The following is a 26,027-nucleotide window of genomic DNA, read 5'->3' as shown; positions in this document are numbered from 1 at the left end:
GGCGAGGGGCCCCAAAGGCCGGTGCGACCGGCAGTCAGCGTGGAGTCTTCATGGATATCAAACCCTATGGTCAGCAGCTCGCCCAGAGTGCGTCCCAGAGCCGTGCCCTGGCCACCCTTGGCGACAGCGACGACAAGCAGAGCGGCTGGTCTCAGCAGGTCAGTCTCTCCAGCCAGGCGCTGACCGGCAAGGCGCAGCAGGCCCTCACCTATGAGCATCTGGCCAGGAATGGCAAGAGTGCGGCCCTGACCGGCGGCGTCAAGGATGCGCGGGTGCAGCAGATGGTGGACAAGGCCCTGGGCTTCGATCGCAAGAAATTTGACGATCTCGAGAGCCAGATCAAGCGCCTGGCCGACGACAAGACGCTCTCGGACGAGGAACGGGAGAGCCAGACCCAAGGGCTCACCGAGCAGCGCGATGCCATGCTCAAGGCGGCCATGGATCGCCTCACCGGCAAGTCGTCGCCCGTTCAGGCGTGACGGGATTGGCAAGGCTGGCGCCAGGGGACAAGGCGTCGAGCTCCCGGGGGCGCCGGGCCGGATAAAGCAGGGAGGGTCGTGTCCCTCCCTGCCCAGGGGGGATCAGGGCTGTTTCGGCGCTATCCCGATGGCGATGGCCGTGGTCTGCACCGCCTTGATCTGATCCCCCTTGGCGATCAGGGCGAACTGGGCCGGATCCTTCACCTGGATGCTGAGGGTCTTGTCCACCCCCTTGACCCTGATGGTCTGCTGCGCCTTGTCGACGTCGATGACGTCCGCATAGATGGTCACCTGCATGCCGGCGCCCGCTGCAGGTTGTTCTCCCGGAGCGGCCTTGCCCCCTTCCACTTCCACCACCCGCTTTCTCACCCCGGCGGTGCCCTTGAGCAGCGTCAGATCCAGCAGTTGCAGGTATCGCAAGGCCACCACGTCCCCCACCTTGAGGTTCTGGAGGTTGGCCACCTCTTCCCCGGCGACCAGATCGAACGCCTTGCCTTCGGCGTTCTTGAGGCTGACCTTGCGGCCGGCCAGGTCGATGGCGGTCACCGTGGCTTCGGCGGTCAGCTCTTCTGCCAGGCTGGCCTGGCCCGGGGTGACCGCCACATTGGTGGTCACCTGGGCGGCCTGTATCAGGGGATGAGTGCAGAGGGCGAGCGCTCCGGCAATCCATGCGTGCTTCAGTTTCATGATTGAGACCCTGTGGCTGGGAACGGGACCCCGAGAGGGGTCATGACGGCGGGAAGGGCGACACGCCGCTCCCCGCTACCAACATAGCAAAGTCGCACCTGAGTACCATCATGCCGGATGCAGGTCATCGCCGTTTTGACGGCGCGCTCTCGTTTTGACCTGGTGGCACGGCGGGCGCACAATCCCCCTGCATGCATTCAACCGAGGGCTCTGCCGTGTACAACTTCCAATATGCCAACCCCACCCGCGTCTGTTTCGGCGAGGGCCAGATCGCCAGGTTACCGGAGCTGATCCCGGCCGGCAGCCGCCTGCTGGTGCTCTACGGCGGTGGCAGCATCAAGCAAAACGGGGTCTATGAGCAGCTGACCCAGGCGCTGGAGGGGCGGGAGTGGCAGGAGTTTCCCGGCATCGGCGCCAACCCCCAGTACGATCAGCTGATGGAGGCGGTGGCCCTGGTCAAGCGCGAGCGCATCGACTTCCTGCTGGCGGTCGGCGGTGGTTCCGTGGTGGATGGCAGCAAGTTCGTGGCCGCCGCGGCCTGCTTCGAAGGGGCGGACCCCTGGGAGATCCTGCTGCACAAGGCCCCCGTCGAGGCGGCGTTGCCGCTCGGCTGCGTGCTGACCCTGCCGGCTACCGGTTCGGAGAGCAACCCGGCCGCGGTGGTGAGTCGGGGGGAGGCCAAGCTCTCCTTCATGAACCCGCTGGTGCAGCCGGTGTTTGCGGTGCTGGATCCCACTACCACCTACAGCCTGCCGCCGCGCCAGGTGGGCAACGGGGTGGTGGATGCCTTCGTTCACATCATCGAGCAGTACCTCACCTTCCCGGTGGGGGGCGAGGTGCAGGACCGACTGGCGGAAGGGCTGTTGCAGGTGCTGGTGGACAACGGCCCGCGGGCGCTGGCGGAGCCCGCCAACTACCAGGTGCGCGCCAACCTGATGTGGGCGGCCAGCCTGGCGCTCAACGGCCTCATCGGGCGCGGCGTGCCGCAGGACTGGTCCACCCACGCCATCGGTCACCAGCTCACCGCCCTGCACGGGCTGGATCATGCCCAGAGCCTAGCGGTGGTGCTGCCCTCGTTGCTGCGGGAGCAGGCATCCCAGAAGCAGGAGAAGCTGGCTCAGTTCGCCGAGCGGGTATGGCACTCGACCCGGGAGGACAGGGCGCTGCGCATCGAGGAGGCGATTATCCGCACCGAGCAGTTCTTCCGGCAGATGGGGGTGGGCACCCGGCTCGCCGACTACGGCCTGGATGCGCGCTGCATCCCGGGGATCTGCTCCAACCTCAAGCGCTTCGGCCTGACGGCGCTTGGGGAGCAGCAGGACATCGATCCCGACAAGGTAGCCAGGATCCTTTCCCACGCGCTTTAAGTCAGGGGGCCAGCGCCTGGCAACCATAGTGGCGTGGATCCTCTTCCACACCCTCTGATCACTGGCTGGTCAACGAAAAAACGCCCCGATCATCGGGGCGCTTTGCATGGTGTTGCCTGTCGCACAGCCGCTTATTCGGCGCTCTGGTCCAGCTCGCGCTCCAGCGCCGCCGCCTTCTGGCGGGCCGGGTGGGTGTTGAGCCGCTGCCAGTAGGCCTGCAGGTGGGGGAAGTGCGCCAGCTGGTCGTTCTGGGCCAGCAGGTCCACCAGGAAGGAGTTCAGTATGTCGGCGCCGGTGAGGCGATCGGCCACCAGGTAGCGGCGGCTGGCCAGCACCTCATCGAGATAGCCCAGCACCTTGGCGCACTCGGCCCTGGCGTAGCCCGGCAGGAAGCGCATCGGGCTGCCATCCTTGCGCACGAAGATGTCGAGCAGCAGCGGCAGTATGCCGGAGCTCTCGGCGAAGTGGAGCCACTGCAGGTACTCGGCGTACTCCGGGCTGTCGGGGGCCGGCGCCAGCCGCTCGGGGGCGTGGCGGGCGATCAGGTATTCGGTGATGGCACCGGATTCCGCCAGCACGCGCCCGTCAAACTCGATGACCGGCGACTTGCCGAGGGGGTGGATGGCCTTGAGCTCGGGGGGCGCCAGGAAGGTGGCGGCATCGCGCTGGTAGGCCTGGATCCGGTAGGGCAGGCCCAGCTCTTCGAGCAGCCAGATGATGCGCTGGGAGCGGGATTTGTTCAGGTGGTGCAGGACTATCATGGGAACCTCGACGGGGTGACGGAAGGGCATGATACGCGCCGGTACTGAAACTGGTTCACCGGCTCACAGAAGAAAAGAGCGGGGCTGCCCCCGCTCTGCTGCTGGCTCAGGCCTCCAGCGCCTGATCCAGGTCCGCCAGTATGTCCTCAATGGCCTCGATCCCCACCGACAGCCGGATCATCTCCGGCTTGACCCCGGCCTTGGCCTGCTCCTCTTCGCTCAGCTGGCGATGGGTGGTGGAGGCGGGGTGGCAGGCCAGGGACTTGGCATCCCCGATGTTGACCAGCCGCTTGAAGATCTTCAGGGCATCGTAGAAGCGCACCCCCGCCTCGTAGCCCTCCTTCAGACCGAAGGAGAGGATGGCAGAGGGGCGGCCGGCCATGTACTTCTCCGCCAGCGGGTAGTGGGGGTGGCCCGGCAGGCCGGCGTAGCTGACCCAGGCCACCTTGGGGTGATGTTTGAGGTGGTGGGCCACCCGCAGGGCGTTGTCCACGTGGCGCTCCATGCGCAGGCTGAGCGTCTCCAGCCCCTGCAGCAGCAGGAAGGCGTTCATGGGGGCGAGCGCCGCACCGGTATTACGCAGCGGCACTGTGCGTACCCGGCCGATAAAGGCCGCCGGGCCAAAGGCCTCCGTATAGACCACCCCGTGGTAGGAAGGCTCGGGTTGGGTGAGCTGGGGGAAGCGCGCGGCGTGGTCCGCCCAGGGGAACTTGCCCGAGTCGACGATGACACCGCCGAGGGAGTTGCCGTGGCCACCCACGTACTTGGTGAGGCTGTGCACCACGATGTCGGCGCCGTGCTCGATGGGCTTGCACAGCACAGGGGTGGCGACCGTGTTGTCGACAATCAGCGGCACGCCGCGGGCGTGGGCCACCTTGGCGAAGGCCGCCAGATCGACGATGTTGCCGGCCGGGTTGCCGATGCTCTCGCAGTAGACCGCCTTGGTTTTGTCGTCGATGAGGGCGGCGATGGCCTCGGCGCTGTCATCCCTGGCGAAGCGCACCTCGACCCCGAAGCTCGGCAGCATGTGGGCAAACAGGGTGTAGGTGCCGCCGTAGAGCTGGGGCGTGGAGACGATATTGTCGCCGGCGGCGGTCAGCGCCTGGATGGCGTAGGTGATGGCGGCGGAACCCGCCGAGACCACCAGGCCGGCGATCCCCCCTTCCAGGGCGGCCATCCGCTGTTCCAGCACGTCGTTGGTGGGGTTCATGATGCGGGTGTAGATGTTGCCCGGCACCGCCAGATTGAACAGATCCGCCCCGTGCTGGGCGCTCTCGAACTCGTAGGCCACCGTCTGGTAGATGGGTACGGCCACCGCCTTGGTGGCGGGATCGTGGGCAAAGCCGTGGTGCAGGGCCAGGGTCGCATCTTTCATCACACACTCCTTGTTGGATGTCGCCATTATGGATGGATAGCCGTCCAATCTAGCAGGCCCGGCGCCGATGTAAACCACCCAATCCGGTAAAGCAATGCCGGCACGCTGCGGTGGCCATGGGGCCTGTCCGGGGCGGGGTCAGAGGCGGCGGCGATACTCCCTGTCGTCTATCTGGTGCATGTCCCACTGCATCAGGCGGTTGAGCTGGCTCATGGGATCCTCGATCAGGGTCAGGGGACGGGGCAGGATCCGCAGGAAGTAGCGGCGCAGGGTCTGCTGGATCCGGTTCGGCTTGGGGGTGGCGGCTTGGCTCATGATGGTGCTCCTGTGCTGTGGTGTTCACGTTTGCCAGCAGTATTGAGCTAAAATGAGGAAGTAAAAACTGATGACTTTTCTCACAAGGATTTCCTCTTTTATGCCCAGCAGCCGCCTCTATCAGCAGTTTCAACGGCTCGCCCAGCAGCTTGGCGGCGACGAACGGGAGACAAGCCTTGCCGAGGTGGCGGAGCTGCTCTGCTGCACCCCGCGCAACGCCCGTCTGCTGCTGCGCCGCATGCAGGAGCAGGGCTGGCTCGACTGGTCGGCCGAGGCAGGACGGGGGCGGCGCTCCCGCCTCACCCTGCTGGACAACCAGGAGAGCCTGACCCGCCGGCGGCTGCGGGAACTGCTGAGCCAGGGCCAGCTCGCCCAGGCGGTGCGGCTGGCGGAGGATAGGCTGGATCTGCTCACCCCGCTGCTCATCGAGCAGCTCGGTCAGGCCACCCGGGAGGGGCGCCAGATCCTGCGGGTGCCTTACTACCGGCCGCTGCCGCGCCTGCTGCCCACCGACCCCCTGCGCCGCTCCGAGGTGCATCTGAGCCGCCAGATCTTCAACGGCCTGACCCGGCGAAATGAGGAAAATGGGGAAATCGAGGGGGATCTCGCCCACCACTGGGAGTGCCTGGGCCCCTGCCACTGGCGCTTCTACCTGAGGCCGGCGGTGCGCTTCCACCACGGACGCGTGCTGGCGGTGGAGGATGTGATGGAGAGCCTGCTGGCCTTGCGGGATCGCCCCTTGTTTGCCCATCTCGCCCGGCTGGAGAGCCCCTGGCCGCGCACCCTGGATCTGCACCTCGACAGCCCGGATCCCCTGCTGCCGCACCTGCTGGCAGAGCCGGTGGCCGCCATCCTGCCCCGCGAGCTCAAGGGGGAGCCGGGCTTTGCCCTGCAGCCGGTGGGGACAGGCCCCTATCGGGTGACCACCAACGATCCCCTGCACCTGTGCCTAGAGGCATTCGACGACTACTTCGGCCTGCGGGCCCTGCTCGACGAGATCGACATCTGGATGCTGCCGGAGCTGGCGGATCGGCTGGAGAGCCACCTGCGGCTCGGGAGCGACAGCCCCGAGCTTGGCACCATGCGCGGCGAGTCCGAGCTCGAATCGGGTTGCTACTTCCTGCTTCAGGACGACAGATCCCCCCTGCTGCAGGATCCTGCCCTGCGCCAGTGGCTGAGCCGGCTGCTCAACCCCATCGCCCTGATGGCGCGGGTCGCCCCCGAGCTGCAGCGGGGCTGGACCAGCGCGCTGGGCCTGCTGCCCCACTGGCGCGAGACCCAGCCCGCCCCCGAGCCCACGCCGACCCGTTTGCCGGAGCGGCTGGTGCTGGCCTGCTTCAACCAGCACCTGGAGTTTGAGGAGTGCGCCGGCGCCATGGCCGGCCTGCTGGCAGAACAGGGCATCGCGCTCGAGGTGCGCACCCTGGATTACGGCCGCTGGGTGAGCGGGGCGGACGAGGACGTGGATCTCTGGCTCGGCACCCTCAACCTGGAGCACGAGCACGCCTTCGCCCCCTACGCCTGGCTCCAGGGCACCCCCTTGCTGCGTCGGGTATGGGGGGGGCGACAGGCCCTGTGGCAGGGATTGACGCAGTGGCGTGCCAGCGGCGTCGAGCCCGGCCCGCGCGCCCTGCTGGCCGAGGTGCAACGCCAGGGCTGGTTCGTGCCCCTGTTCCACCACTGGCTGGAGCTGGAGAGCCGGGTCGGCGTGCACGGCGTGCGGATGACGGCCCTGGGTTGGTTCGATTTTCGCAGCGCCTGGCTAAGGCCCGAGCAGGGAATGGCGGCGCCGGAAACCGGAGAGGGCTCTCAGCCAAAGCGCGGGATGCTTGAGTCCTGAGGATGGGCGCGCTAGCCTGTGCGCGGTCCCACGACAAGGAGTCGACATCCATGCTGGAAATGCAGATCCAACCCCGTTTTCAAGAGACGGACGCCCTCGGCCACATCAACAACACGGTGCCGGCGGTCTGGTTTGAATCGGCCCGCGACCCGCTGTTTCGCCTCTTCTCCCCCGAGCTGGACGTGCACGACTGGCATCTGATCATCGCGGGCTATACGGTGCAGTTCAAACGGGAGCTGTTCTATGGCCAGCAGGTGTCGATCAAAACCGGGGTACGCCGCATCGGCACCAGCTCCTTCACACTCTGGCAGGAGGCCTGGCAGGGCGGCGAGCTGGCGGTGACCGCCGAGACGACCCTGATCCATTTTGACTACCGGACCCGCCAGTCCATCCCCCTGAGCGAGGCTCACCGGGAGGGGCTGCGGGCCTGGTTGGTAGAGAGTTAATCCGGCCTTCTGGCCCATCACAGGACAACTATGCGCAACACCCTGATCGCTCTGACGCTGGGACTCTGCTCCCTGCCTTCCCTGGCCGCCACCCTGGCCGAACAGTTCACCCTGATGGAGAAGGGGGCCGAGGGCGCCCTCGACACCCGGCTGTTCAGCCACGACGGCGTCGACATCAAGGCCTGGGTCGACGGCAAGCCCGTCATCATCGCCGTGCCCATTCTGAACGAGCAGGGCAAGCAGGAGGGGGAGAGCCGCTACTACTTCAAGGGGGGCAAGCTGTTCGGGGTCAAGGAGCCCGCCGCCCAGTTCGCCTTCGATGACAAGGGCACCCTGACCCAGTGGCTCGACGACAAGGGCCAGCCGGCGGAGTTCGTCAGCAAGATGAGCATGCAGCAGCGGGAGGCCTGGCTTACCAGGCGGGCGGCCGAGCTGGGCAGGCTGTTTGCGCCTAGCCCTGCCGAGGAGCAGGCCGCCAAGGGCGTCAAGCTGAAGGGGGCCGAGCTCGCCCACTGGCTCTGCAACGGCAAGCTGATGGCGCTCGCCGCGGGAGACAAGGTGACCTTCGAGCAGACCAGGCTCAAGACGAGTGCCGAGGGTATCGAGGGGGAGGTCTCCCTGCGCCGGGAGAAGGGGTGGCAGGATCTCTGCCTCACCTGCGAGGTGCAGGGCGCCCGGGTGACCCGCCTCACCTGGCAGCCGCTGCCGGGCGCGAACAAGCCGCTGTAAGCACGGTTGCAGCATGAAGCAAGGGGGCCCAGATCTGGGCCCCCTTTTTATTTATTGCGGTGACGATTCGCCCAGCTTGAGCCGGGCGAGGGCTTCCGCCCGCCGCCACTGCGCTGGCTCGAACCAGCGCGCCAGTATCTCCGGCTGCTGTTCGGCCCGTCGCTCGGCGGGCAGGGGCTTGAGTTCGGCCAGATAGCCGGCCAGCTGCCGCTCGAACCCCTGCTGGCTCTGCGCCAGCTGGTGCAGCCGATCCGCCGCCTCCGGCCCCAGCCGCTCCCGCAGCACGGCGTCGCGCTCGGCCGGCGCGACCTGCTCCAGGCGCTGCAGATCCCCGAGCAGGCGGCCGTTGGCCTCCGCCTCCCGAAACCATTGGGGCTGCTCCGCCAGCCAGAGCTCTAGTTCGCTGGCCAGCAGCGGCTTGTCGGCATCGCCAGCCTCCGCCAGCGCCTTGCGCCTCAGGGTCCACTGCTCCATCAGCCTGTCTTCGGCAAACAGCGGCTCCTGCTCGGCCGGGGAGAAGTGCTGTCGGCGCAGTCGCTCGCGCTCGTCGAACAGCTGCTGCAGGCTGGCAAGGCCAGGATCCGTCGGCACCGTCAGCCCGCCCTCCGCCCGCAGAAACTGCCGGTAGCGGGCGAGCATGGGGTCTGCGTCCCCCGTCTCCCCCTGCGCCAGACGCTGGGTCAACTGGTGGCGCAGGCTCCCCTGCTCGGGGGCCGCCGTCGGGTTGGGGGTGGGCGCCGGCCGGAACAGGACGACCCCCAGCAGGATGGCGCCCAGCACCAGGGTGCCCGGCAGCAGGCCTCTCATAGCCCCAGCCTCTGCAGGCGGTTGGCGTGCTGGCGATACAGGGTCACAGGGTCGGTGTCGAACAGGTGGTGGATGCCGAACGACTGGTTCACCTCGTCCAGATGGTTCATCCGGTAGTCGGTGCCGATCACCTTGCCGAGGTGACTGCTGCAGACCCCGACCAGGCCGTCATTGGGTTCGCCGAAGAAGGTACCGGTCAGCGCCAGCGCCGGATCCACCGGATCCAGGATATTGGTCATGTTGCCGCGCCCGCTCCAGGAGAAGTAGTAGACACCGTTGGCGGCCAGCATGGGCCCTTCGCCACAATGTTGACTGGGGAGCCCCTCCGGATAGCGCTGGTTGAAGCGCTGGGCGCCGGCGCTGGTGAGGGCATCGAGGGAGGCGAGGGGATCCTGGGGGAGGTCGGCGCCTCCGGAGAGCAGGGAGATGACCCCGGAGAGCGCCGAGGCGGCGGCCACCGCCAGCGTTTCTGCCGCCGAGCCCGGCGCCACCTTGGCGCGCACCAGGTCGGCGATCTCAGAGCCCTGGTTGACCCCGCCCACGCTGGTGGCGGAGGCGACCAGCTCGGGGGCGACCGAGGCCACGTAGCGAATGGTGGGGGCGCCGTGGGAGTGGCCGATGAGGTTCACCTTCTCCGCCCCCGTGATGGCGATCACCTGCTGCACCTGCCTGAGCAGCTGCTCGCCGCGCAGCTCCGAGCTCTGGGTCGCCGAGACCTGGGCCACGTAGACCCTGGCGCCATCCCGGGTCAGGGCCTGGGGGATGCCGTAGAAGTAATCGACCCCGAGCAGCTTGTCGAAGCCGAACAGCCCGTGCACCAGCACTATGGGGTAGCGAGTCTGGGTATAACCCGCGCTCTGGCCCAGCATGGGCAGGGCGCACAAGAGCACCAACAACCATCTCTTCATCTTCACCATCCTTGTGAACGTCGGCTGCCCATCCGGCAGCGACCGGCCTCATGCCGGTGACATTAGCATGGTGGTCGAACTCAAATGCATCTGTGGATGGGATCACTAAACCGGGGATTGCAGAAAAACCCTACCCATATGGGCAAAAAAGGCCGCGCCAACTATTCCTTGTGTCCGCCCATCAAATAAGTTAAATAATAATTATTATCATTTGAATGGTCGAGTCATGACGGGAACCTGGGTGAAGGGGTGGGTCGGTACCACCGGAGCGGACAGCAGCATGGCGCACTGGAAGGCGCAGACCCTGAGTGGCAACCGCCACTTCGATGCCGGCGAATATGCCAGGGCGCTCGACTGTTACCAGCAGGCCCTGTGGCTGGCTCGCCAGCAGTTTGCCGACTGGCACGATGCCGACGAAGCGGTAGCGGCCCTGGTGGTGGCCCATCACAATCTGGCGGATCTGCTGGTGGCCATGACCCTGCCGGACAGGGCGGCCGACCTGCTGTGCCACGTGCACGATTGCCTGCTCGCCACCAGCCAGTCCCCCACCAGTTCCGCTGCCCTGCGGGAGGCGGCTCTTTGCCACGCCCGCAGCACCCGGACCGAGCTGCTCGCCTTCGTGCGCAGGCACGGCCACCACGACGGCATCCTGCGCTGTCTCGGTCAGTGCCTGTGCCAGGCCGAGAGAGCCCCGCAACTGCATTAATCACGATAAACAGAGGTGACCATGAGCCATACCCTGCCCGCCCTTGCCTATGCCTACGACGCACTGGAACCCCACATCGATACGCTGACCATGGAGATCCATCACGGCCGTCACCACCAGACCTATGTCACCAACCTCAATGCGGCTCTGGCCGATCTCCCCGAGCTGGCGACCCTGCCGGTGGAGGAGCTGCTCACCCGTTTCGACAGCCTGCCGGCCTGGGTGCAGGGAGCGGTGCGCAATCACGGCGGTGGCCATGCGAACCACAGCCTGTTCTGGCAGGTGATGAGCCCCCGGGGCGGTGGCGAGCCGGGCGGGGAGCTGGCCGCGGCGATCGATCGGGATCTAGGGGGGCTGGATGCCTTCAGGCAGGCCTTTACCCAGGCGGCCCTGAGCCGTTTCGGCAGCGGCTGGGCGTGGCTGGTGGTCGATGGGCGCGGCAAGCTGCGGGTGGTGAGCAGCGCGAACCAGGACAGTCCGCTGATGGAGGGGCTGGTGCCCATCCTGGGGCTGGATGTGTGGGAGCACGCCTACTACCTCAAGTACCAGAACAAGCGTCCCGACTACATAGCCGCGTTTTACAACGTGATCGACTGGCCCGAGGTGGCGCGCCGCTACCAGGACGCGTTGGCATGACCAGCCCGATTGCCAGATGAAAGAGACCCGCCAGTTGGCGGGTCTCTGCTATTGAGGGTCAGTGTGCTTGCGCCCGGGTGGCCGGGGCGTTGCTGGTTGGCGTCGCCGCACTGGTGACGGCCGGGGTGTCCACGGGCGTGGTCTCGCTCGGCAAGGCTGCGCTGGTGGCCAAGGCACTGCTGGTTGCTGCCGCCCCGCTGACGGTCGAGGTTGCCGCGCTGGCCGTTGGTGCGGTGCCGGCTGTCGGCGGCTGGGCCGGCGTCTTGGGGGCGACAATGGGCAGGCAGGGCTGGCCCGTTCCTATGGTGCTCAAGACCTGGCAGGGGGCGGGGGCGCCGATGACGATGGGCTCGCCGAGGAACTTGGGCCCCTTGTCCAGCACGTAGAGGTCGAGCAGCCCCATCAGGCGGGCGAACACCTCGCGCACCCGGGTACGGATGCCCTGATAGGCGCTGGGATCCAGGGCGTTGAAGCCGATGGCCTCTATGCCGAAGTGGCGGGCGATGAAGATGGCGCGCTCGTTGTGAAAGGCCTGGGAGACCACGGTGAAGCGGGCCTGGCCGAACACCTCCTTGGCCCGCACGATGGAGTCCAGGGTGCGAAAACCGGCGTAGTCGCTGTAGATGGCGCTGGCCGGGATGCCGGCCTGGATCAGCGCCCGCCGCATCTGGCGCGGCTCGTTGTACTGCACGGTGGCGTTGTCGCCTGAGACCAGGATGTAGTCCACCTTGCCGTTGTTGTAGAGCTCGGCGGCGGCCTTGATCCGGTATTTGAAGTAGTGGTTCGGGCTGCCCCCGATCAGGTATTTGGAGGTGCCGAGCACCAGGGCGACCCGGTTGTAGGGCACCGCGTTGACGTCGTCATAGGTGTAGTGACGGGCGTCCGAGACGGTCCACTCGCTGTAGCCAAGCAGGGCGGCGGCGGAGGCCAGCAACAGGCAGAGGCAGGCGAGCAGGATCTTGGCAAACTTCTTCATGCGCGGTGCGGTTCGGGTCTGAAGTAAGAGAAGACAGGGGGTCATTCTATTACAAGTTGCCGCCGCGCGTCAGGCTTGATGACAGCCCAGGGTGTCACACGGGCAGAGGTTGTCGCAGGGAGAGGTCGGCTAACTGCTTGATCCTGAGCCGATTAACATCATTCATAAGAAGGGGCGGTCATGGCCGCCCCTTGTCATCCCCGTCTCGCCCTCAGTGGGCAGAGTCGTTGGCCTTGCACTCGTCAGAGTCCTTGTTGGCCTCCCACCAGGGCAGCAGTTCGCGGCCGAGCCACTGCTGGTAGGCCTCGCTGTCGCTTGCGATCAGCGCATCCAGCTCGGCTTCGAAGGCGCTCATCGCCTGCTGCTGATCCGGGCCTCGCAGGGCCCGGGCCATGGCCAGCCAGCTGGCGCCGCGACCGGTCTCGCTGAGGAAGCGGTGCACCGTGTAGGACCAGGAGTAGACCATCTCGCTGCCCTTGTCGTAATCCAGGTGCAGGATGTCGGCCAGAGCCGGACGATCGCTGGCAGGACGGCCGGCGACGTTGTCCAGACCGCGGGCGAAGCACTGGCCGTGGGCGATGAACTCTGCCAGCCCTTCCGACCACCAGGTGGTGCGGTTGAGGGGGTAGTGGCCGAAGCTGCCGTACTGGTTGAAGCGGCCGTCCAGGTAGTGCACGTACTCGTGGCGCAGGTTCCACACCTGGAAGGCGGGGCGCTTCCACTCCGCCTCGTAGGCGAAGAAGCGGGCCTGGTTGCCGGGGCGAGCCGGATCCCCTTCGATGTAGATGCCGCCGTTGTCGGTGGAGACGCCGCCGAACAGGGCACTGCCGTAGCGTTTCCAGTCGGCGGAGGAGTCGAAGACCACCAGTTCCAGCGCCTCGTTGTGATCGTCCGCCACCGGCTGCCAGCCGGTTTCCATCTGTTGATGGAACCGCTGCTCTTCGGCACCCAGTTCACGGCAGATCCCCTCGGCCTGATCCAGGGTCAGATCCTGGGCCCGCAGGCGCAGGGTCGGCGAGCAGGTGTGCTCGAACGGCAGCACGTCCTCCACCCGGACAGGGGTGCAGAGGCCGGCAAAGTCACCGCTGATGCAGGCTTCGCCGGTGCGGTCCGTGTAGGTCAGGTAGTAGGTGGAGAGGGTCAGCGACATGTCTTCCAGCAGATCCTGGCTCTGCTGACCGCCGGGGATCAGGTCGTGGTGGCGAACCAGTGCGATGACGGAGTCATCCAGCAGTTTGCGGTAGCCGTCGAGCTCGTCCGGGCGGGTATAGCGGGCGACCCGGTAGAGGCGGGTGTAGGCATCCAGCACGTTGTTGAGCAGGAACAGATCCTTGCCATCCCTTCCTTGCCACAGCGCGAGCTCGCTCATGCCGAGGGCGTGCAGCTGCTTGCGCAGCTCGCCATCCTGCTGGCGGAAGTCGTTGGCAAAGGGATCGCTATGGTCGCTGGCGAAGTCGAGGAAGTTGAGCAGATCGAACAGGCCGGTCGCCCAGGGGTGCCGGCCGTTGATCTCGCTGGCATGGCGGGTGCTGTAGGCCAACATCTGGTTGAACTCGCCGAGCAGGGTGCCAAAGCGGCTCTGCACTGCCGGGCTCTTGAACTGGCCGTGCAGGGCGATGCTCCAGGCACCCATGACGGCACCTACCTCGTCGCTGGCCTGCTCCGGGAAGAGCAGCGGATGGGCGCCGAGCGCCGTCAATGCCTCGGCCAGCGCCTCGGCGGCGGCCGGGCCGTCTTCCTTGTGCTTGCCGTAGTTGTGGTAGTTGTGGGCACGCACGTATTCCAGCAGCAGCTTCATGGCCGGATGGGCCGGCTGATTGGCCGCCAGCAGGCTCTGGATGCCGCGGGACGCGGCCAGCAGCTTGGTGTCATCGTGACCATAGTTCTCCTGCCAGACCGGCGCGGGCTGGCCACTGGCATCCTGCACTATCCTGGCTGCTTCGGCGTCCAGCAGCTCGGTGCCCGGCAGCTCCGGCTCGGAGCAGGCGCGGCCGTCGGCACGGCGACAGTCGAGCTGCTCTTCCTTGCTGACCAGCACCATGGGGCGATTGAGCACCCGGCTCTCCTGCCACTCGGTTGTCTCCGGCAGGGTCTGCCATTCGCTGCCCCCCACCGGGTATTGATAGCCGGTGTCCTTCAAGACCACCTGCACTTCGCTGCCGGCGGGCAGGGTCTGACGGCACACCCGGTAGCTGATGGTCTTGTCCCCTTCCTGACGGGTCTGGGGTTCATCGCACTCCTGCTGGGTCTTGATCTCGTCCAGCAACCAGGTGTACTGGCGCCAGACGTGCAGCTCGCTCACCTGACGGGCGGCCTGGCTGCCCGCGATGGGCTGCAGGCGGAAGAAGATCTGCTCGAGGCGGCCATCCCGTTCATTGGGGGTCTCTTCCAGCACCTTCAACTGCTGCCAGTTTTGCGGCTGGTACTGCCATGCCTGCTCGGCGCAGCGCCCTTCGGCGTTGAGCTCGCAGCGATCCAGCTCCTGCTCGCTATGACCCAGGATGACCCGCTCCGCCAGCGGCAGGCGATCCTGACGCGGCGCGGTCGGGGTGCCTGCCAGCGGCTCCCAGCGGCCCTGCCTCATGCCGTAGCCATAGTCGTAGCTGCTGGCCGGGACGGCCTTGCGGGCCGGCACCACCTCCTCACAGCTGAGGTAGCGGATCTGCCAGCCCTGCTCGATCCTGAGCTGGGGCTCGCCGCACTGCCGCTCTGCCAGTACGGCCAGGTTGGCATCGCGCCAGTCGAAGCGGCGATACACCCTCAGCTGCTGATAGGGGGCATCGCCGCTGCGGGCGCTCAGCTCGTAGGTCACTTCGGTGAGGCGATCCCCCAGCTGACGGCTGGATTCCCCCTTGAGTTGGTACTGTTGCCAGTCGGAGGAGTAGTTGGCCTGCGCCGAGGTGGCGAGCAGGCAGGGGGCTGCCAGGAGCAGCAGCCGGGTAGAGAGGTGGTTCATCGTGATCCCTTTGGTGGATGGATGGGCGTGGGGACCAGACAGGGTATTGGGCTCCAAAAGAATATCAATGTGCCAGATGGCGAAGCAGAATCCTGCGTTCGGGAGCAAATCGCACAAAAACAGCCCCAAAGGGGGCTGTATTGATAGCAAGGGCTCAGCCCCATATGGGGGGCGGCGTCAGTCGTCTTGCCGCAGGCGCCGGGCGAGCAGGGTGCGGGAGGGTTTGAGGTTGCCGCCGAGATCCGGCCAGGGCAGCCACTGGTCCGGCACCATAAAGCCGGGCAGTGTGTCTCTGATCCAGTTCGCCAGTTCGGCATAAGAAACGGGGGCCCCGAGCCAGTCGATAAAGGCGGCGGGCCTCTGCCCCCACTCCTCGCTCGGCACCGGCACCACCAGGGCCTGGGCCACGGCGGGGTGGTCCACCAGCCGCTGCTCTATGGCCTCGGGCTGGATGTTCTCGCCCCCCGAGATGAAGAGGTTGTCGAGCCGCCCCTCCACCACCAGCTCGCCCTCGGCGGTGAGGCGTCCCTTGTCCCGGGTGTGGAACCAGCCCGCCTCGTCCAGCGGTCGCACCAGCTCGCCCTCCTGGAAATAGCCCGCAAACAGGGTGTCGCCGCGCACGCAGATCTCCCCCTGGCGGATGCAGACCTCCCGCCCCGGCAGCGGACGGCCCACCACGCCGGCGGCGCAGGGCTGGCCGGTACAGACCTGGCTGCCCATCTCCGAGAGGCCATAGCTCACCTTGGGCACCAGCCCCATGGCGGTCAGCCGGCTCACCAGGGGGGCCGGGATGGCGGCGCCGCCGAGCAGCAGTTCGCGCACCCGGGTGCGCGATGGCTCGAACCCCGCCGCCAGCAGCCGCCAGAGCTGGGTCGGCACCAGGGAGAGGTGGGTGATGGGCTGGCGCTCCAGCCGCGCCTTGAGCGGCTGGCTGCGCTCGTCCAGCACCAGGGTGGCCCCCGCCAGGAAGACCCGGAACAGGATGGCGTAGCCGCCGACGTGAAACAGCGGCAGGGAGAGCAGCCAGCCACAGGTCTCGTCCAGGGGGATCAGGGTGGCGGAGCCCCGGGCGGAAGCCAGATGGTTCGCCAGCCGGTGTACCACCGCCTTGGGCGTGCCGCTGGAGCCCGAGGTGAGGATCATGTTGCTGAGTCGGGCAGGATCCAGCGTGCAGTCGTCTTCGTCCGTCGCCGGCTCATGGGCGAAGTCGAGGCTGAGCGCTTGCCAGTCGCCCGTCGGGATCTCTCCCGCCGACCAGCAGGCCTGCACCCGGAGCTGGCGTGCCAGCCCGGCCTGTTTCGCCAGAGGAAAGGCGGGGTTGAGGGGGCAGAAGACCAGGCCGCTGCGCACGCAGGCCCAGGCCAGCAGCACATCCTCCAGGGCGCCGCGCACCACGGCGGCGAGGCGATAGCCCGGCTGCAATCCGGCCCGGGCCAGCTGCTCGCTCAGGCCGTTGAGCCGTCGATCGAGCTCTTGATAGTCGAGGGGGGTGGCTCCCTGGATGGCGATCCGCCTGGGCGCCACCCTGGCCCAGTGGCGTACCGGGCAGGGTTCGACGGGGTGAGGCTCAGGCGACAGCCTCTTCCGGTCAGTCACGGTGGAACAGGGGCTCCATCCGGCTGGGGTCGGGTTGGCCCTGCTTGTCCAGCAGATCCCTGGCCAGCCAGCGGCGGGTGTCGAGGCCGGGGGCCTGATCCGGCGCCCACTCCCCCGCGAGGCGGGCGAGCTGGCCGAGACCGACACCGGACTCGAAGCAGGAGGAGACGATCACCTTGAGTCTCAGCTCCCGGGCCTGTGTCACCAGGGCCTCGCAGTGGGCCAGGGACCCGAGCAGGGTGGGCTTGAGCACCAGGGCGCGCAGCTGGGGGATGGGCTCCCAGGTCTTGCCCTGGGCCAGCAGCTCGTCCAGCGCCACCGGCATGCCGGTGCGGCTGGCGACGAAGGCGATGTCCTCGAAGTCGGCGCACAGATCTTCAAGGTACTCGATGCGGTTCGGATCCAGGTGGCCGCAGAAGGCCCAGGCCTCCTCGCGGGTCCAGCCCTGGTTCGCATCCAGCACCAGCTTGAGGTTGGGTCGCCGGTCGAGCAGCAACCGGATCAGCGCCAGCTCGTCCCGCATGGGGTAGCGGGCCACCTTCAGCTTGGCCTTGGGCGGGGTCTCGTGCAGCCACTGCTTCCAGTTCTTGAGCAGCTCCTGGGGAGAGCCCTGGATGAGCGGATAGGGCTCGGGCAGGGGGGCAGTCTGGGCCGGCCAGGCCCGGCGGGCACAGTCGAGCCCGAACTGCACCGAGGGCAGCCGGGGCGTCATGGCCTGGCCCCTGGCCAGCTGCGCCAGGCAGTCGAGGGCGTCGGTCTGGGCCTGGGCCAGGGTCTCTCTGGAGAAGCCGGGCAGGGGGGCTATCTCCCCCCAGCCGTCATGGATGCGCACCAGCAGGCCCTCGCGCGCCACCTGCACCTGGCCGTGAAAGGTCAGGGGCTGGGTAAAGGGCAGTTGGTAGCGGTAGAGGGCGAGTGTCATCAGGGATTCCGCTTGTATTTGGAGAAGTCGGGACGGCGTTTCTCGTTGAACGCGTTGCGCCCTTCCTGACCCTCTTCGGTCATGTAGAACAGCATGGTGGCATTGCCCGCCAGCTCCTGCAAGCCGGCCTGGCCGTCGCAGTCGGCGTTCAGGGCGGCCTTCAGGCAGCGCAGCGCCATGGGGCTGTGCTGCAGCATCTCGCGGCACCAGCGCACGGTTTCACGCTCCAGCTCCGCCAGCGGCACGACGGTGTTGACCAGCCCCATGTCGAGCGCCTGCTTGGCGTCGTACAGACGGCACAGGAACCAGATCTCCCTGGCCTTCTTCTGGCCGACGATGCGCGCCATGTAGGAGGCACCCCAGCCGCCATCGAAGGAGCCAACCTTGGGGCCGGTCTGGCCGAACTGGGCGTTGTCGGCGGCAATGGTCAGGTCGCACATCATGTGCAGCACGTGGCCGCCACCGACCGCGTAGCCGGCCACCATGGCCACCACGGGCTTGGGGCAGGTGCGGATGTCGCGCTGGAAGTCCAGCACGTTGAGGTGGTGGGTGCCCTCGTCATCGCGGTATCCACCGTAGTCGCCCCGGATCTTCTGGTCGCCGCCGGCGCAGAACGCCTGCTCGCCGAAGCCGGTGAGGATGATGGTGCCTACCCGATCGTCGTAGCGGGCATCGGCCAGGGCCTGCAGCATCTCTTTCACGGTGCGGGGGCGGAAGGCGTTGCGCACCTGGGGGCGGTTGATGGTGATCTTGGCAATGCCATCCCGGGACTTGTGATAGAGGATGTCTTCGTAACCGGCGGAGCAGTCGCGCCACTCGACAGGGGCATAGAGCTCGGCTTCCGTCATTGCTTCAATCATGGATCTTCTCTTCTGGTTGGTTGACCCACTCCCGCAGGAGCCGGGCAAAGGTATCGGGCTGGCCGGCGTGCAGGTTGTGCCCGCCATCCAGAGCCAAGTGTTTGATATTGCAGCCTTGCTTTACCAACTGGCAAGCGAGGGCATGGAATTTGTGATCCCGGTTGCCGGAGACCCAGTGCACCGGCAGCCGGGTCTCCCCGAGCCAGGGGGCGAGATCCGGCTGCCTGCCGAGGGAGGTGGCCCGCAGCATGGTGGCCACGGCCTGCCCGTCGTTGCCAAGGCGGCGGGCGGCCTGGCGGGCGCGGGCCTCCTCGTCCAGGTCGGCGAAGACGCCCTGGCGGTACCAGTCGGCAAGCACCCGGGGCAGGGGCTCGTGCTCGAAACGGCTGGCCCACAGCTCGTCGTGCACGAGGCGGGCCGCCCGCTCGGCTTCCGGCAGGCCCGGATGGCAGTTCTCCAGCAGCAGGGCCTGCAGCCCCGTCGGTGACAGGCTGGCGTGATGAAGCGCGAGCCGCCCCCCCAGCGAATAACCCACCAGCCGGTAGTGGGTGATATCCCGCGTGGCCAGCTCGTCGCAGAGCCAGCGATGGGCCTCGTCGAAGCCACTCACCCGCACAGCCTGGTTGCGACCGTGGCCCGGCAGATCCAGGGCGTGGCACTCGATGCCGGCCAGGGCCTGGATGACGGGCCGCCAGTCCTCGGCGTCCCCCAGCAGGCCGTGCAGCAGCACCAGAGGTACGGGATCAGAGACCACGGATGGCGGCTCCCAGCGCCTTGAGATCCTCGGCGACTTCACTGCTCGGTACCTTGATTTCAATCAGGGTTGTCCCGCTTTGCAGCGCCGCGGCGTAGTCTCGTTCAAATTCGTCCAGGGTGGTCGGCGCCCGGTAGGCGAGGCCGAACATGGCGGCGGCGTGCTCGAAGTGCAGGCCGTGGGGCAGGCAGTAGTAAGTCTCCAGCAGGGCGTCCTGGGTCGGCACCGGCAGCATGCGGAAGATGCTGCCGCCGTCGTTGTTGAGCAGGATCACCACCAGAGGGCGGCTCGCCTTGCCGAGCAGGGCCAGGCTGTTGAGATCGTGCAATGCGCTGAGATCCCCGAGCAGCAGGGTGGTGGGCTCGTCGCTGCACTGGGAGAAACCGAAGGCCGTGGCGATCAGGCCGTCGATGCCGGAGGCGCCGCGGTTGGTCATCACCCGGTTGGGGCCCGTGCCCGCCTCGCCCAGCATGTCCATCAGCCGGGCCGGCATGCTGTTGCCGACGAACAGCTGGCCCTGGATGAGCCGGTTCAGACGGTGGCAGATCCCGAGCTCGGAGAAGCGATCGCAGGCGGCACGGATCTGCTGGCTGATCCCCTGCTGGTGCGCGCCCAGCTGGTGCCAGGGATGTGACTCCCGGCCCAGAGGGTGGGCGGCGGCAAAGGCCGAGGGCGTGCACACCAGGCGGCGGCGCAGCCGATAGTCGGGATCGAGCCGGGCCGGCTGCGGGTCCACCAGCCAGTAATCCTGCCAGGGGTGCTGTTTGATGAACTGGCCGAGGCGTTTGGAGATGAGGCGGGCGCCGAATTGCAGCAGCACCTCGGCGCGGGCCAGCTCGGCCACGAAGTCGCCGTTTTGCAGGGCGAGATCCGCGTGCACCAGGTTGCGGCCGTCGAAGCGGATCTGGCTCTGCAGGTCCGCCAGCAGCGGCCAGCCGAGCCGCTCGGCCAGCTCGGCCACCGCCCTGCCTTGCGCGGGATCCTGGATGCGCCCCGCGACGATGACGCCGCGCTTGCCCTGGAGCTCCTCCCAGTCCGGCTGGCGGGGGCTGGGGGCCTCGGCCAGCTGCCAGGGGCTCCAGGGTTTGCCCGAGTGGAGCCAGTCGCCGAGGGGGGCCAGGTAGTCGGCAAAGTCCAGGTACGCCTCGCCGGGATAGAGGGGTTCGGGGTACATGCAGTTGAAGTGCACCGGCCCAGGGGTGTGCGCCTGGCGGGCCAGGGCCTGATCCACCGAGCTCAGCACGAAGGCGGCCGGGATGCTGGGGGTGGGGCTCGGCAGGTTCTGCTGATGGACGGGATAGCGTCCGAAGATCCCCTGCTGGTCGATGGCCTGGTTGGCGCCGTTGTCGATGAGCTCGGGGGGGCGGTCGGCGGAGAGGATGATGAGCGGCACCCCGGTGAGCTGGGCCTCGGCCACCGCGGGCCAGAGGTTCGCCACCGCCGTGCCCGAGGTCATGATCACCGCCACCGGCCGGCCGCTGCCCTTGGCGAGCCCGAGCGCCATGAAGCCGAGGCCGCGCTCGTCGAAGTGCAGGTGACGGTGAAAGCCCGGGTGGGCGGCGGCGGCCATGGTGAGCGGTGCCGAGCGCGAACCCGAGGCGAGGGCGATGTCCCGCACGCCGAGCCGATAGAGCTCCTCCAGCAGGAGGGAAGACCAGACGTGGTTGAAGGTGGCATGCTGGCTGGCAAACGCGCGGTGCTCAGGCAATTGGCTGGCGGGCATAAGGCTCTCGCAGTGAGGAAACGATGAAGAAACGCTATCCCAGCAGGGAGAGCACGTTGGCGATCTTGTTGTCGAGCTCGGCCCACTCGGCGGCCGGCTGCGACCCCGCCACTATGCCGGCGCCGGCAAACAGGCTGATGCCCCGGGCCGTGATGCGGGCGCTGCGAATGGCGACGGAGAACTCCGAGGTCTCCTGGCTCAGCATGCCGCAGGCGCCGGCATACCAGCCGCGCTGGTAAGGTTCATATTCGCGGATAAAGGCGAGCGCCGCCTCGCGGGGGGCCCCGCCCACGGCGGGGGTGGGGTGCAGGGCGGCCAGCAGTTGCCAGTCGCACACGCCGGGCTGGAGTTCGGCCTCGATGTCGCACTTGAGGTGCTGCAGCAGCCGCAGTTTGAGGATGCGCGGCTCGGTCAGGCTGGTCCGGGTGGTGAGCGGGGCCAGGCGGCTCAGGATGTCCGCGTGGACCAGCCGGTTCTCCAGCCGGTTCTTGCTGTCGGCCAGCAACTCGGCGGCCAGGGCCGCGTCGGTCGCCTCGTCGCCGGAGCGGCGTATGGTGCCCGCCAGCGCCTCGGTGAAGAGGTGGCCCCGCTCCCGGCGATAGAGACGCTCGGGGGAGCAGGCGATGAAGCTCTGCTCGGGGGAAAACTGGAAGCCGAAGTGGAAACACTCCTGGGCATGGCGGGCCCACTGGGTCAGCAGGGACCAGGGACAGAGGGGGGCGCCGCTCTCCTCGCCGGCGAGCAGGCTCTCCCGCGACAGCACCACCTTGGGGGTGTGGGCCTGGAAGTCGGGGGCCGTCACCTGCTCCACCAGGGTTTGCCACTGGGCCGGGCCCGGCAGATCCCGGCGCTGCCAGGGCTGTTTGGTCAGCGCGGGCAGGGGCGCCTCGGGTTGCAGGGCATCGAGCGCCGCCTCGGCGGCCTGCAGCTCGGCTTCGAATTCGCGCTCCTGCTCCCGGGCGGGCAGCCAGAGGTTGAGGCAGAGGCTGGTGCACTCCCCCCGGCGCACCAGCTCGATGCGCGGCAGCACGAAGCGGCAGGGGCCGAAGCCGTCCCAGCCTGGCTGGGTGGGGTCGAACGCCAGGCCGCCGTAGTAGCGGGGGCTGTCTTCACTGTCCGCCCCGGCGAGCGCGCAGACCCGCTGGATATCCTCCGGCCGGGTCAGCTCGTGGATGGCGCCGAGCGCCACGTATTCGGGGCGGCTGGCCCCTCTGGCGCGCCAATAGATCCGGGGGTAGATCGCCTGCGCCGCCAGCCAGCCCGGGAACGCCTCGACGCTGGCCGCCACGCGCAAGCGCACGAAACCGCTGACAGTGCTGTGACGCAGGGCGTCCAGTTGTTGCTTGAGATGGGTCTGAGCCAACATGGATGTCTTGTCTGAGCCGGATTGTCGCAATCACTCTGGGGGAGGATGGCGCAGGTTGATGCCAAAGGGCGACGATTTCCTATATATTATCTGCCCATTCTTCCATGTAAATTGCCCGAGGGAGTCCAGCCCCCGCGGAGCCAAGTATACCGAAATCCGGTTCGATAACCCTTAACACGATCAATATCCGATCGTTTGGCCATCACAATATGACAAATACCTTCTCTGTTTGGTTGCTGGCGGCGCGTTTGCGAACTCTGCCCCTGGCGTGTTCCTCCATCCTGCTGGGCTCGGGGCTGGCAGCCAGCCGGGGGGCCTTCGACGGCACCATCATGGGCCTCTCCCTGCTGACCGCCATCCTGCTGCAGATCCTCTCCAACCTGGCCAACGACTACGGGGATGCGGTCTCCGGCGCCGACAACGGGGAGCGGATCGGACCCCAGCGCGCCGTGGTTTCCGGCCTCATCACCAGGCACCAGATGTGCCTGGCCATGGGGCTGACCGCCCTGGCGGCCGTGGTGAGCGGGCTCACCCTGCTGGCCTGCGCCTTCGGGGAGGCGTGGCAGCAGATCCTGACCTTCATCCTGCTGGGAGGCGCCGCCATCGTCGCGGCCATCACCTACACGGTGGGCAAGACTCCATACGGCTATCGCGGCTTCGGGGATATCTCGGTGTTCCTGTTCTTCGGCCTGCTGGGGGTGCTCGGCTCCTACTACCTGTTCACCCACACCCTGCAGTGGGATCTGCTGCTGCCCGCCACCGCCTGCGGCCTGCTGGCGACCGCCGTGCTCAACATCAACAACGTGCGCGACATAGAGACGGACGCCGCCAGCGGCAAGATCACCCTGGCGGTGCGGCTCGGCCGCAACCGCGCCATCGCCTATCACTGGGGGCTGCTGGGGGCGGCGCTGCTGGCCACCGTCGCCTTTCTGCTGACCCAGCCCGCGAGCCTCTGGCCCTGGATCTTCCTGCCCGCCATGAAGCCCCTCGCCGATGCCGCCCGCACCCTGCGCCAGAGCTTCGATGGGGAGGTGTTGACCGGCGCCCTCAAGAAGACCGCCATCAGCGCCTTCCTCTACAGCCTGCTGCTATCCATCGGCCTCGCCCTCTCCTGAGGGCTGCCTGAAGGGCCCCGCAAGGGGCCTTTTTTGTGGGGCCATCGCCAGTTTTTCCTGCCAATTCAATCCCATCCATGTCGCCTCTCCCCACAGGGCCGTGATCCGTCCGGCAATATTGAGAAATTCCCGGGGCAGGCTTCCGAGTTGTGACGGGCTCCGATTGTGGCGCCTGCCTGATTGCTATAGAGATGTAACCGTACTTGGTTGCACATGTAAAAATCGACGGCAGGGACACACTTATGGACAAGTTAGGGAAACACCTGGGATGGGGGCTGCTGGCGCTGCTGGGCGCAGGCTCCCTCGGTTACATCGCCCTCAACCGGGGTGAACAGATCAACGCGCTCTGGATAGTGGTGGCGGCGGTGTGCGTCTATCTGATCGCCTATCGCTACTACGGCCTCTACATCGCCAGCCGGGTGCTGGCGGTGGACGGCAGCCGCATGACCCCGGCGGTGCGCCACAACGACGGCCTGGACTATGTGCCGACCGACAAGAAGGTGCTGTTCGGCCACCACTTCGCCGCCATCGCCGGTGCCGGCCCCCTGGTGGGCCCCGTGCTGGCGGCCCAGATGGGCTATCTGCCCGGCATGCTCTGGCTGCTGGCGGGGGTGGTGCTGGCGGGGGCGGTGCAGGACTTCATGGTGCTGTTCGTCTCCACCCGCCGCGACGGTCGCTCTCTCGGCGAGCTGATCAAGTCGGAGATGGGCCCCGTCGCCGGGGTCATCGCCCTGGTGGCCACCTTCATGATCATGGTGATCATCCTGGCGGTGCTGGCGATGATAGTGGTCAAGGCGCTCACCCACAGCCCCTGGGGCACCTACACGGTCGCCTTCACCATACCGCTCGCCATCTTCATGGGGATCTACACCCGCTACCTGAGGCCGGGCCGCATCGGCGAGGTCTCCATCATCGGCCTGGTGTGCCTCGTCTTCGCCATCGTCTCCGGTGGCTGGGTGGCCGGGAGCGAGACCTGGGCGCCCTACTTCGATTTCGACGGGGTGCAGCTGACCTGGATGCTGGTGGGCTATGGCTTCGTCGCCTCCGTGCTGCCGGTCTGGCTGCTGCTGGCGCCACGGGACTACCTCTCCACCTTCCTCAAGATCGGCACCATAGTCGGCCTGGCCATCGGCATTCTGGTGACCCAGCCGACCCTGCAGATGCCGGCGCTGACCCAGTTCGTGGACGGCACGGGTCCGGTCTGGGCCGGGGATCTCTTCCCCTTCCTGTTCATCACCATCGCCTGCGGCGCCGTCTCCGGCTTCCACGCGCTCATCTCCTCCGGCACCACCCCCAAGATGCTGGCCAACGAGAACCAGGCCTGCTTCATCGGCTACGGCGGCATGCTGATGGAGTCCTTCGTCGCCATCATGGCCCTGGTCTCCGCCTGCGTCATCGATCCGGGCGTCTACTTCGCCATGAACAGCCCCCTGGCGGTGCTGGCGCCGGCGGGCACCGCCGACGTGGTGGCCTCCGCCGCCGCCGTGGTGAGCGGCTGGGGCTTCCAGATCACCCCGGAGACCCTGACCCGCATCGCCGGCGAGGTGGGCGAGCAGAGCATCATCGCCCGCGCCGGCGGCGCCCCGACCCTGGCGGTGGGCATGGCCTACATACTGCACGGCGCCCTCGGTGGCCTGATGAACGTCGCCTTCTGGTATCACTTCGCCATCCTGTTCGAGGCGCTCTTCATTCTCACCGCGGTGGACGCCGGCACCCGGGCCGCGCGCTTCATGCTGCAGGATCTGATGGGGGTCATCTCCCCGTCCCTGAAACGCACCGACTCCCTGCCGGCCAACCTGCTCGCCACCGCCCTGTGCGTGCTGGCCTGGGGCTACTTCCTCCATCAGGGGGTGGTGGACCCCCTCGGCGGCATCAACACCCTGTGGCCGCTGTTTGGCATCGCGAACCAGATGCTGGCTGGCATGGCGCTGATGCTGTGCGCCGTGGTGCTGTTCAAGATGAAGCGTCAGGCCTACGCCTGGGTGGCCCTGCTGCCCACCAGCTGGCTGCTGATCTGCACCCTGTCGGCGGGCTGGGAGAAGACCTTCAGCGACAATCCCAAGCTCGGCTTCCTGGCCATCGCGAACAAGTTCCAGGCCATGATCGACAGCGGCACCATACCGGCCCAGTACACCGAGTCCCAGCTGGCCCAGCTGGTGTTCAACAACCGGCTGGATGCGGGGCTGACCATCTTCTTCATGGCGGTGGTGGTGGTGCTCGCCTTCTTCTCCCTGAAGACGGCCCTCAAGGCGCTGCAAAATCCGCAGCCGACCGCGAACGAAACCCCTTATCAGCCGATGCCGGCGGGCAAGGCGGCTCAGCCCGACGCTGATGACGACGGCGATCTGGCCCCCAGCCTGAAGTAAGTCAGCAGGCCGGCACCCCGGGGTGCCGGCCCCTCATCGACGGCGAACGAGGAGCAAGCATGTTCGATACCCTGGCCAAGGCGGGCAAGTATCTGGGACAGACCGCCAGACTCATGGTGGGCGTGCCCGATTACGACAACTATGTGCAGCACATGCGGCTGACCCATCCTGAGCAGACCCCCATGAGCCACGACGAGTTCTTTCGCGAACGCCAGGATGCCCGCTATGGCGGCAAGAATGGCGGGCGTTGCTGCTAGGTTTCACATCACAGGACTCCAACATGACACAGGCTGTAGCTGTCACTCTTTATTGAACGGTTTTCTCGGTTTTGGCGAGA

Annotated in this window: 24 protein-coding genes; 10 read left to right on the top strand and 14 right to left on the bottom strand. The window is 67.2% G+C overall.

What is annotated here, in order from left to right; genetic code table 11:
• Positions 1–50: 50 nt before the first annotated feature.
• Positions 51–479 carry a hypothetical protein gene (locus R2B70_RS17975; RefSeq protein WP_042077531.1) on the top strand — a complete coding sequence of 143 codons (429 nt, stop codon included), beginning with the start codon at positions 51–53 and terminating at the stop codon, positions 477–479.
• Between the two features lie 102 nt (positions 480–581).
• Here the strand turns inward: R2B70_RS17975 and R2B70_RS17970 are convergent, their stop codons facing one another.
• Positions 582–1,166 (bottom strand): hypothetical protein, encoded by a 585-nt coding sequence (locus R2B70_RS17970; protein WP_318162137.1) that lies wholly within the window; start codon positions 1,164–1,166, stop codon positions 582–584.
• Between the two features lie 191 nt (positions 1,167–1,357).
• Here R2B70_RS17970 and R2B70_RS17965 point away from each other — a divergent pair, with 191 nt between their 5' ends.
• Positions 1,358–2,533, top strand: a complete 1,176-nt coding sequence (locus R2B70_RS17965) for an iron-containing alcohol dehydrogenase (RefSeq protein ID WP_318162136.1) — start codon at positions 1,358–1,360, stop codon at positions 2,531–2,533.
• Positions 2,534–2,664: 131 nt separating this feature from the next.
• Here the strand turns inward: R2B70_RS17965 and R2B70_RS17960 are convergent, their stop codons facing one another.
• From R2B70_RS17960 to R2B70_RS17950, 3 genes are all read right to left on the bottom strand, one after another.
• Complete coding sequence (locus tag R2B70_RS17960; RefSeq protein WP_318162135.1) at positions 2,665–3,294, bottom strand: glutathione S-transferase family protein; 630 nt, start codon at positions 3,292–3,294, stop codon at positions 2,665–2,667.
• A 106-nt stretch (positions 3,295–3,400) separates the two neighbouring features.
• Positions 3,401–4,669 (bottom strand): O-acetylhomoserine aminocarboxypropyltransferase/cysteine synthase, encoded by a 1,269-nt coding sequence (locus tag R2B70_RS17955; RefSeq protein ID WP_318162134.1) that lies wholly within the window; start codon positions 4,667–4,669, stop codon positions 3,401–3,403.
• A 138-nt stretch (positions 4,670–4,807) separates the two neighbouring features.
• Entirely contained in the window at positions 4,808–4,984 is a 177-nt protein-coding gene (locus tag R2B70_RS17950) for a hypothetical protein (protein WP_084202829.1), read from the bottom strand.
• 100 nt (positions 4,985–5,084) lie between these two features.
• On the opposite strand from R2B70_RS17950, the gene sgrR reads away from it, so the two are divergent.
• Genes sgrR through R2B70_RS17935 form a run of 3 tightly spaced genes read left to right on the top strand, consistent with a single transcriptional unit; the run spans position 5,085 to position 7,999 of the window.
• On the top strand, positions 5,085–6,824 hold the full coding sequence (sgrR, locus tag R2B70_RS17945) for an HTH-type transcriptional regulator SgrR (protein ID WP_318162133.1): 1,740 nt from the start codon (positions 5,085–5,087) through the stop codon (positions 6,822–6,824).
• Positions 6,825–6,874: 50 nt separating this feature from the next.
• A complete protein-coding gene (locus R2B70_RS17940; protein ID WP_042077546.1) occupies positions 6,875–7,270 on the top strand; it encodes an acyl-CoA thioesterase in 396 nt (131 codons plus the stop codon).
• A gap of 30 nt (positions 7,271–7,300) precedes the next feature.
• Positions 7,301–7,999, top strand: a complete 699-nt coding sequence (locus R2B70_RS17935) for a hypothetical protein (protein WP_209793725.1) — start codon at positions 7,301–7,303, stop codon at positions 7,997–7,999.
• Positions 8,000–8,050: 51 nt separating this feature from the next.
• Here the strand turns inward: R2B70_RS17935 and R2B70_RS17930 are convergent, their stop codons facing one another.
• A complete protein-coding gene (locus tag R2B70_RS17930) occupies positions 8,051–8,806 on the bottom strand; it encodes a lipase secretion chaperone (RefSeq protein ID WP_318162132.1) in 756 nt (251 codons plus the stop codon).
• On the bottom strand, positions 8,803–9,714 hold the full coding sequence (locus tag R2B70_RS17925) for a triacylglycerol lipase (protein WP_318162131.1): 912 nt from the start codon (positions 9,712–9,714) through the stop codon (positions 8,803–8,805). The genes R2B70_RS17930 and R2B70_RS17925 overlap by 4 nt, the downstream gene beginning before the upstream one ends.
• Before the next feature lie 280 nt (positions 9,715–9,994).
• Here R2B70_RS17925 and R2B70_RS17920 point away from each other — a divergent pair, with 280 nt between their 5' ends.
• Both R2B70_RS17920 and R2B70_RS17915 read left to right on the top strand, forming a co-directional pair.
• Positions 9,995–10,420, top strand: a complete 426-nt coding sequence (locus R2B70_RS17920; RefSeq protein ID WP_318163376.1) for a hypothetical protein — start codon at positions 9,995–9,997, stop codon at positions 10,418–10,420.
• Between the two features lie 21 nt (positions 10,421–10,441).
• Complete coding sequence (locus R2B70_RS17915; protein ID WP_318162130.1) at positions 10,442–11,056, top strand: superoxide dismutase; 615 nt, start codon at positions 10,442–10,444, stop codon at positions 11,054–11,056.
• Positions 11,057–11,114: 58 nt separating this feature from the next.
• Here R2B70_RS17915 and R2B70_RS17910 read toward each other — a convergent pair whose 3' ends face one another.
• From R2B70_RS17910 to R2B70_RS17875, 8 genes are all read right to left on the bottom strand, one after another.
• Positions 11,115–12,077, bottom strand: coding sequence for a vancomycin high temperature exclusion protein (locus tag R2B70_RS17910; RefSeq protein WP_318162129.1), 963 nt, complete (start codon positions 12,075–12,077; stop codon positions 11,115–11,117).
• 166 nt (positions 12,078–12,243) lie between these two features.
• Positions 12,244–14,988, bottom strand: a complete 2,745-nt coding sequence (locus R2B70_RS17905; protein WP_318162128.1) for a collagenase — start codon at positions 14,986–14,988, stop codon at positions 12,244–12,246.
• 177 nt (positions 14,989–15,165) lie between these two features.
• Positions 15,166–16,584, bottom strand: a complete 1,419-nt coding sequence (gene menE, locus R2B70_RS17900; RefSeq protein ID WP_318162127.1) for an o-succinylbenzoate--CoA ligase — start codon at positions 16,582–16,584, stop codon at positions 15,166–15,168.
• The gene (gene menC, locus R2B70_RS17895) at positions 16,577–17,506 is read right to left on the bottom strand and encodes an o-succinylbenzoate synthase (protein WP_318162126.1); all 930 of its coding nucleotides are present in this window, start codon (positions 17,504–17,506) and stop codon (positions 16,577–16,579) included. Before menC ends, menE begins: the two co-directional genes overlap by 8 nt.
• Positions 17,506–18,366 (bottom strand): 1,4-dihydroxy-2-naphthoyl-CoA synthase, encoded by an 861-nt coding sequence (gene menB / locus R2B70_RS17890; RefSeq protein ID WP_209793719.1) that lies wholly within the window; start codon positions 18,364–18,366, stop codon positions 17,506–17,508. Before menB ends, menC begins: the two co-directional genes overlap by 1 nt.
• A complete protein-coding gene (gene menH / locus R2B70_RS17885) occupies positions 18,359–19,120 on the bottom strand; it encodes a 2-succinyl-6-hydroxy-2,4-cyclohexadiene-1-carboxylate synthase (protein WP_318162125.1) in 762 nt (253 codons plus the stop codon). Before menH ends, menB begins: the two co-directional genes overlap by 8 nt.
• Positions 19,110–20,843, bottom strand: coding sequence for a 2-succinyl-5-enolpyruvyl-6-hydroxy-3-cyclohexene-1-carboxylic-acid synthase (gene menD / locus R2B70_RS17880; RefSeq protein WP_318162124.1), 1,734 nt, complete (start codon positions 20,841–20,843; stop codon positions 19,110–19,112). The genes menH and menD overlap by 11 nt, the downstream gene beginning before the upstream one ends.
• A 34-nt stretch (positions 20,844–20,877) precedes the next feature.
• Positions 20,878–22,209 (bottom strand): isochorismate synthase, encoded by a 1,332-nt coding sequence (locus tag R2B70_RS17875; protein ID WP_318162123.1) that lies wholly within the window; start codon positions 22,207–22,209, stop codon positions 20,878–20,880.
• Positions 22,210–22,418: 209 nt separating this feature from the next.
• Here R2B70_RS17875 and R2B70_RS17870 point away from each other — a divergent pair, with 209 nt between their 5' ends.
• The 3 genes from R2B70_RS17870 to R2B70_RS17860 all read left to right on the top strand — a co-directional run bounded on the left by R2B70_RS17870 (position 22,419) and on the right by R2B70_RS17860 (position 25,947).
• Positions 22,419–23,324, top strand: coding sequence for a 1,4-dihydroxy-2-naphthoate polyprenyltransferase (locus tag R2B70_RS17870; RefSeq protein ID WP_318162122.1), 906 nt, complete (start codon positions 22,419–22,421; stop codon positions 23,322–23,324).
• Between the two features lie 242 nt (positions 23,325–23,566).
• The gene (gene cstA / locus R2B70_RS17865) at positions 23,567–25,690 is read left to right on the top strand and encodes a pyruvate/proton symporter CstA (protein ID WP_318162121.1); all 2,124 of its coding nucleotides are present in this window, start codon (positions 23,567–23,569) and stop codon (positions 25,688–25,690) included.
• A gap of 59 nt (positions 25,691–25,749) precedes the next feature.
• Positions 25,750–25,947, top strand: coding sequence for a YbdD/YjiX family protein (locus R2B70_RS17860; protein WP_025325546.1), 198 nt, complete (start codon positions 25,750–25,752; stop codon positions 25,945–25,947).
• Positions 25,948–26,027: the final 80 nt, after the last annotated feature.

Source organism: Aeromonas sp. XH (genome assembly GCF_033348475.1).
In the GTDB taxonomy this organism is placed as follows: domain Bacteria; phylum Pseudomonadota; class Gammaproteobacteria; order Enterobacterales; family Aeromonadaceae; genus Aeromonas; species Aeromonas sanarellii.
Note: the sequence above shows the minus strand (reverse complement) of the source record. Positions and strands in the feature narration are given on the sequence as shown.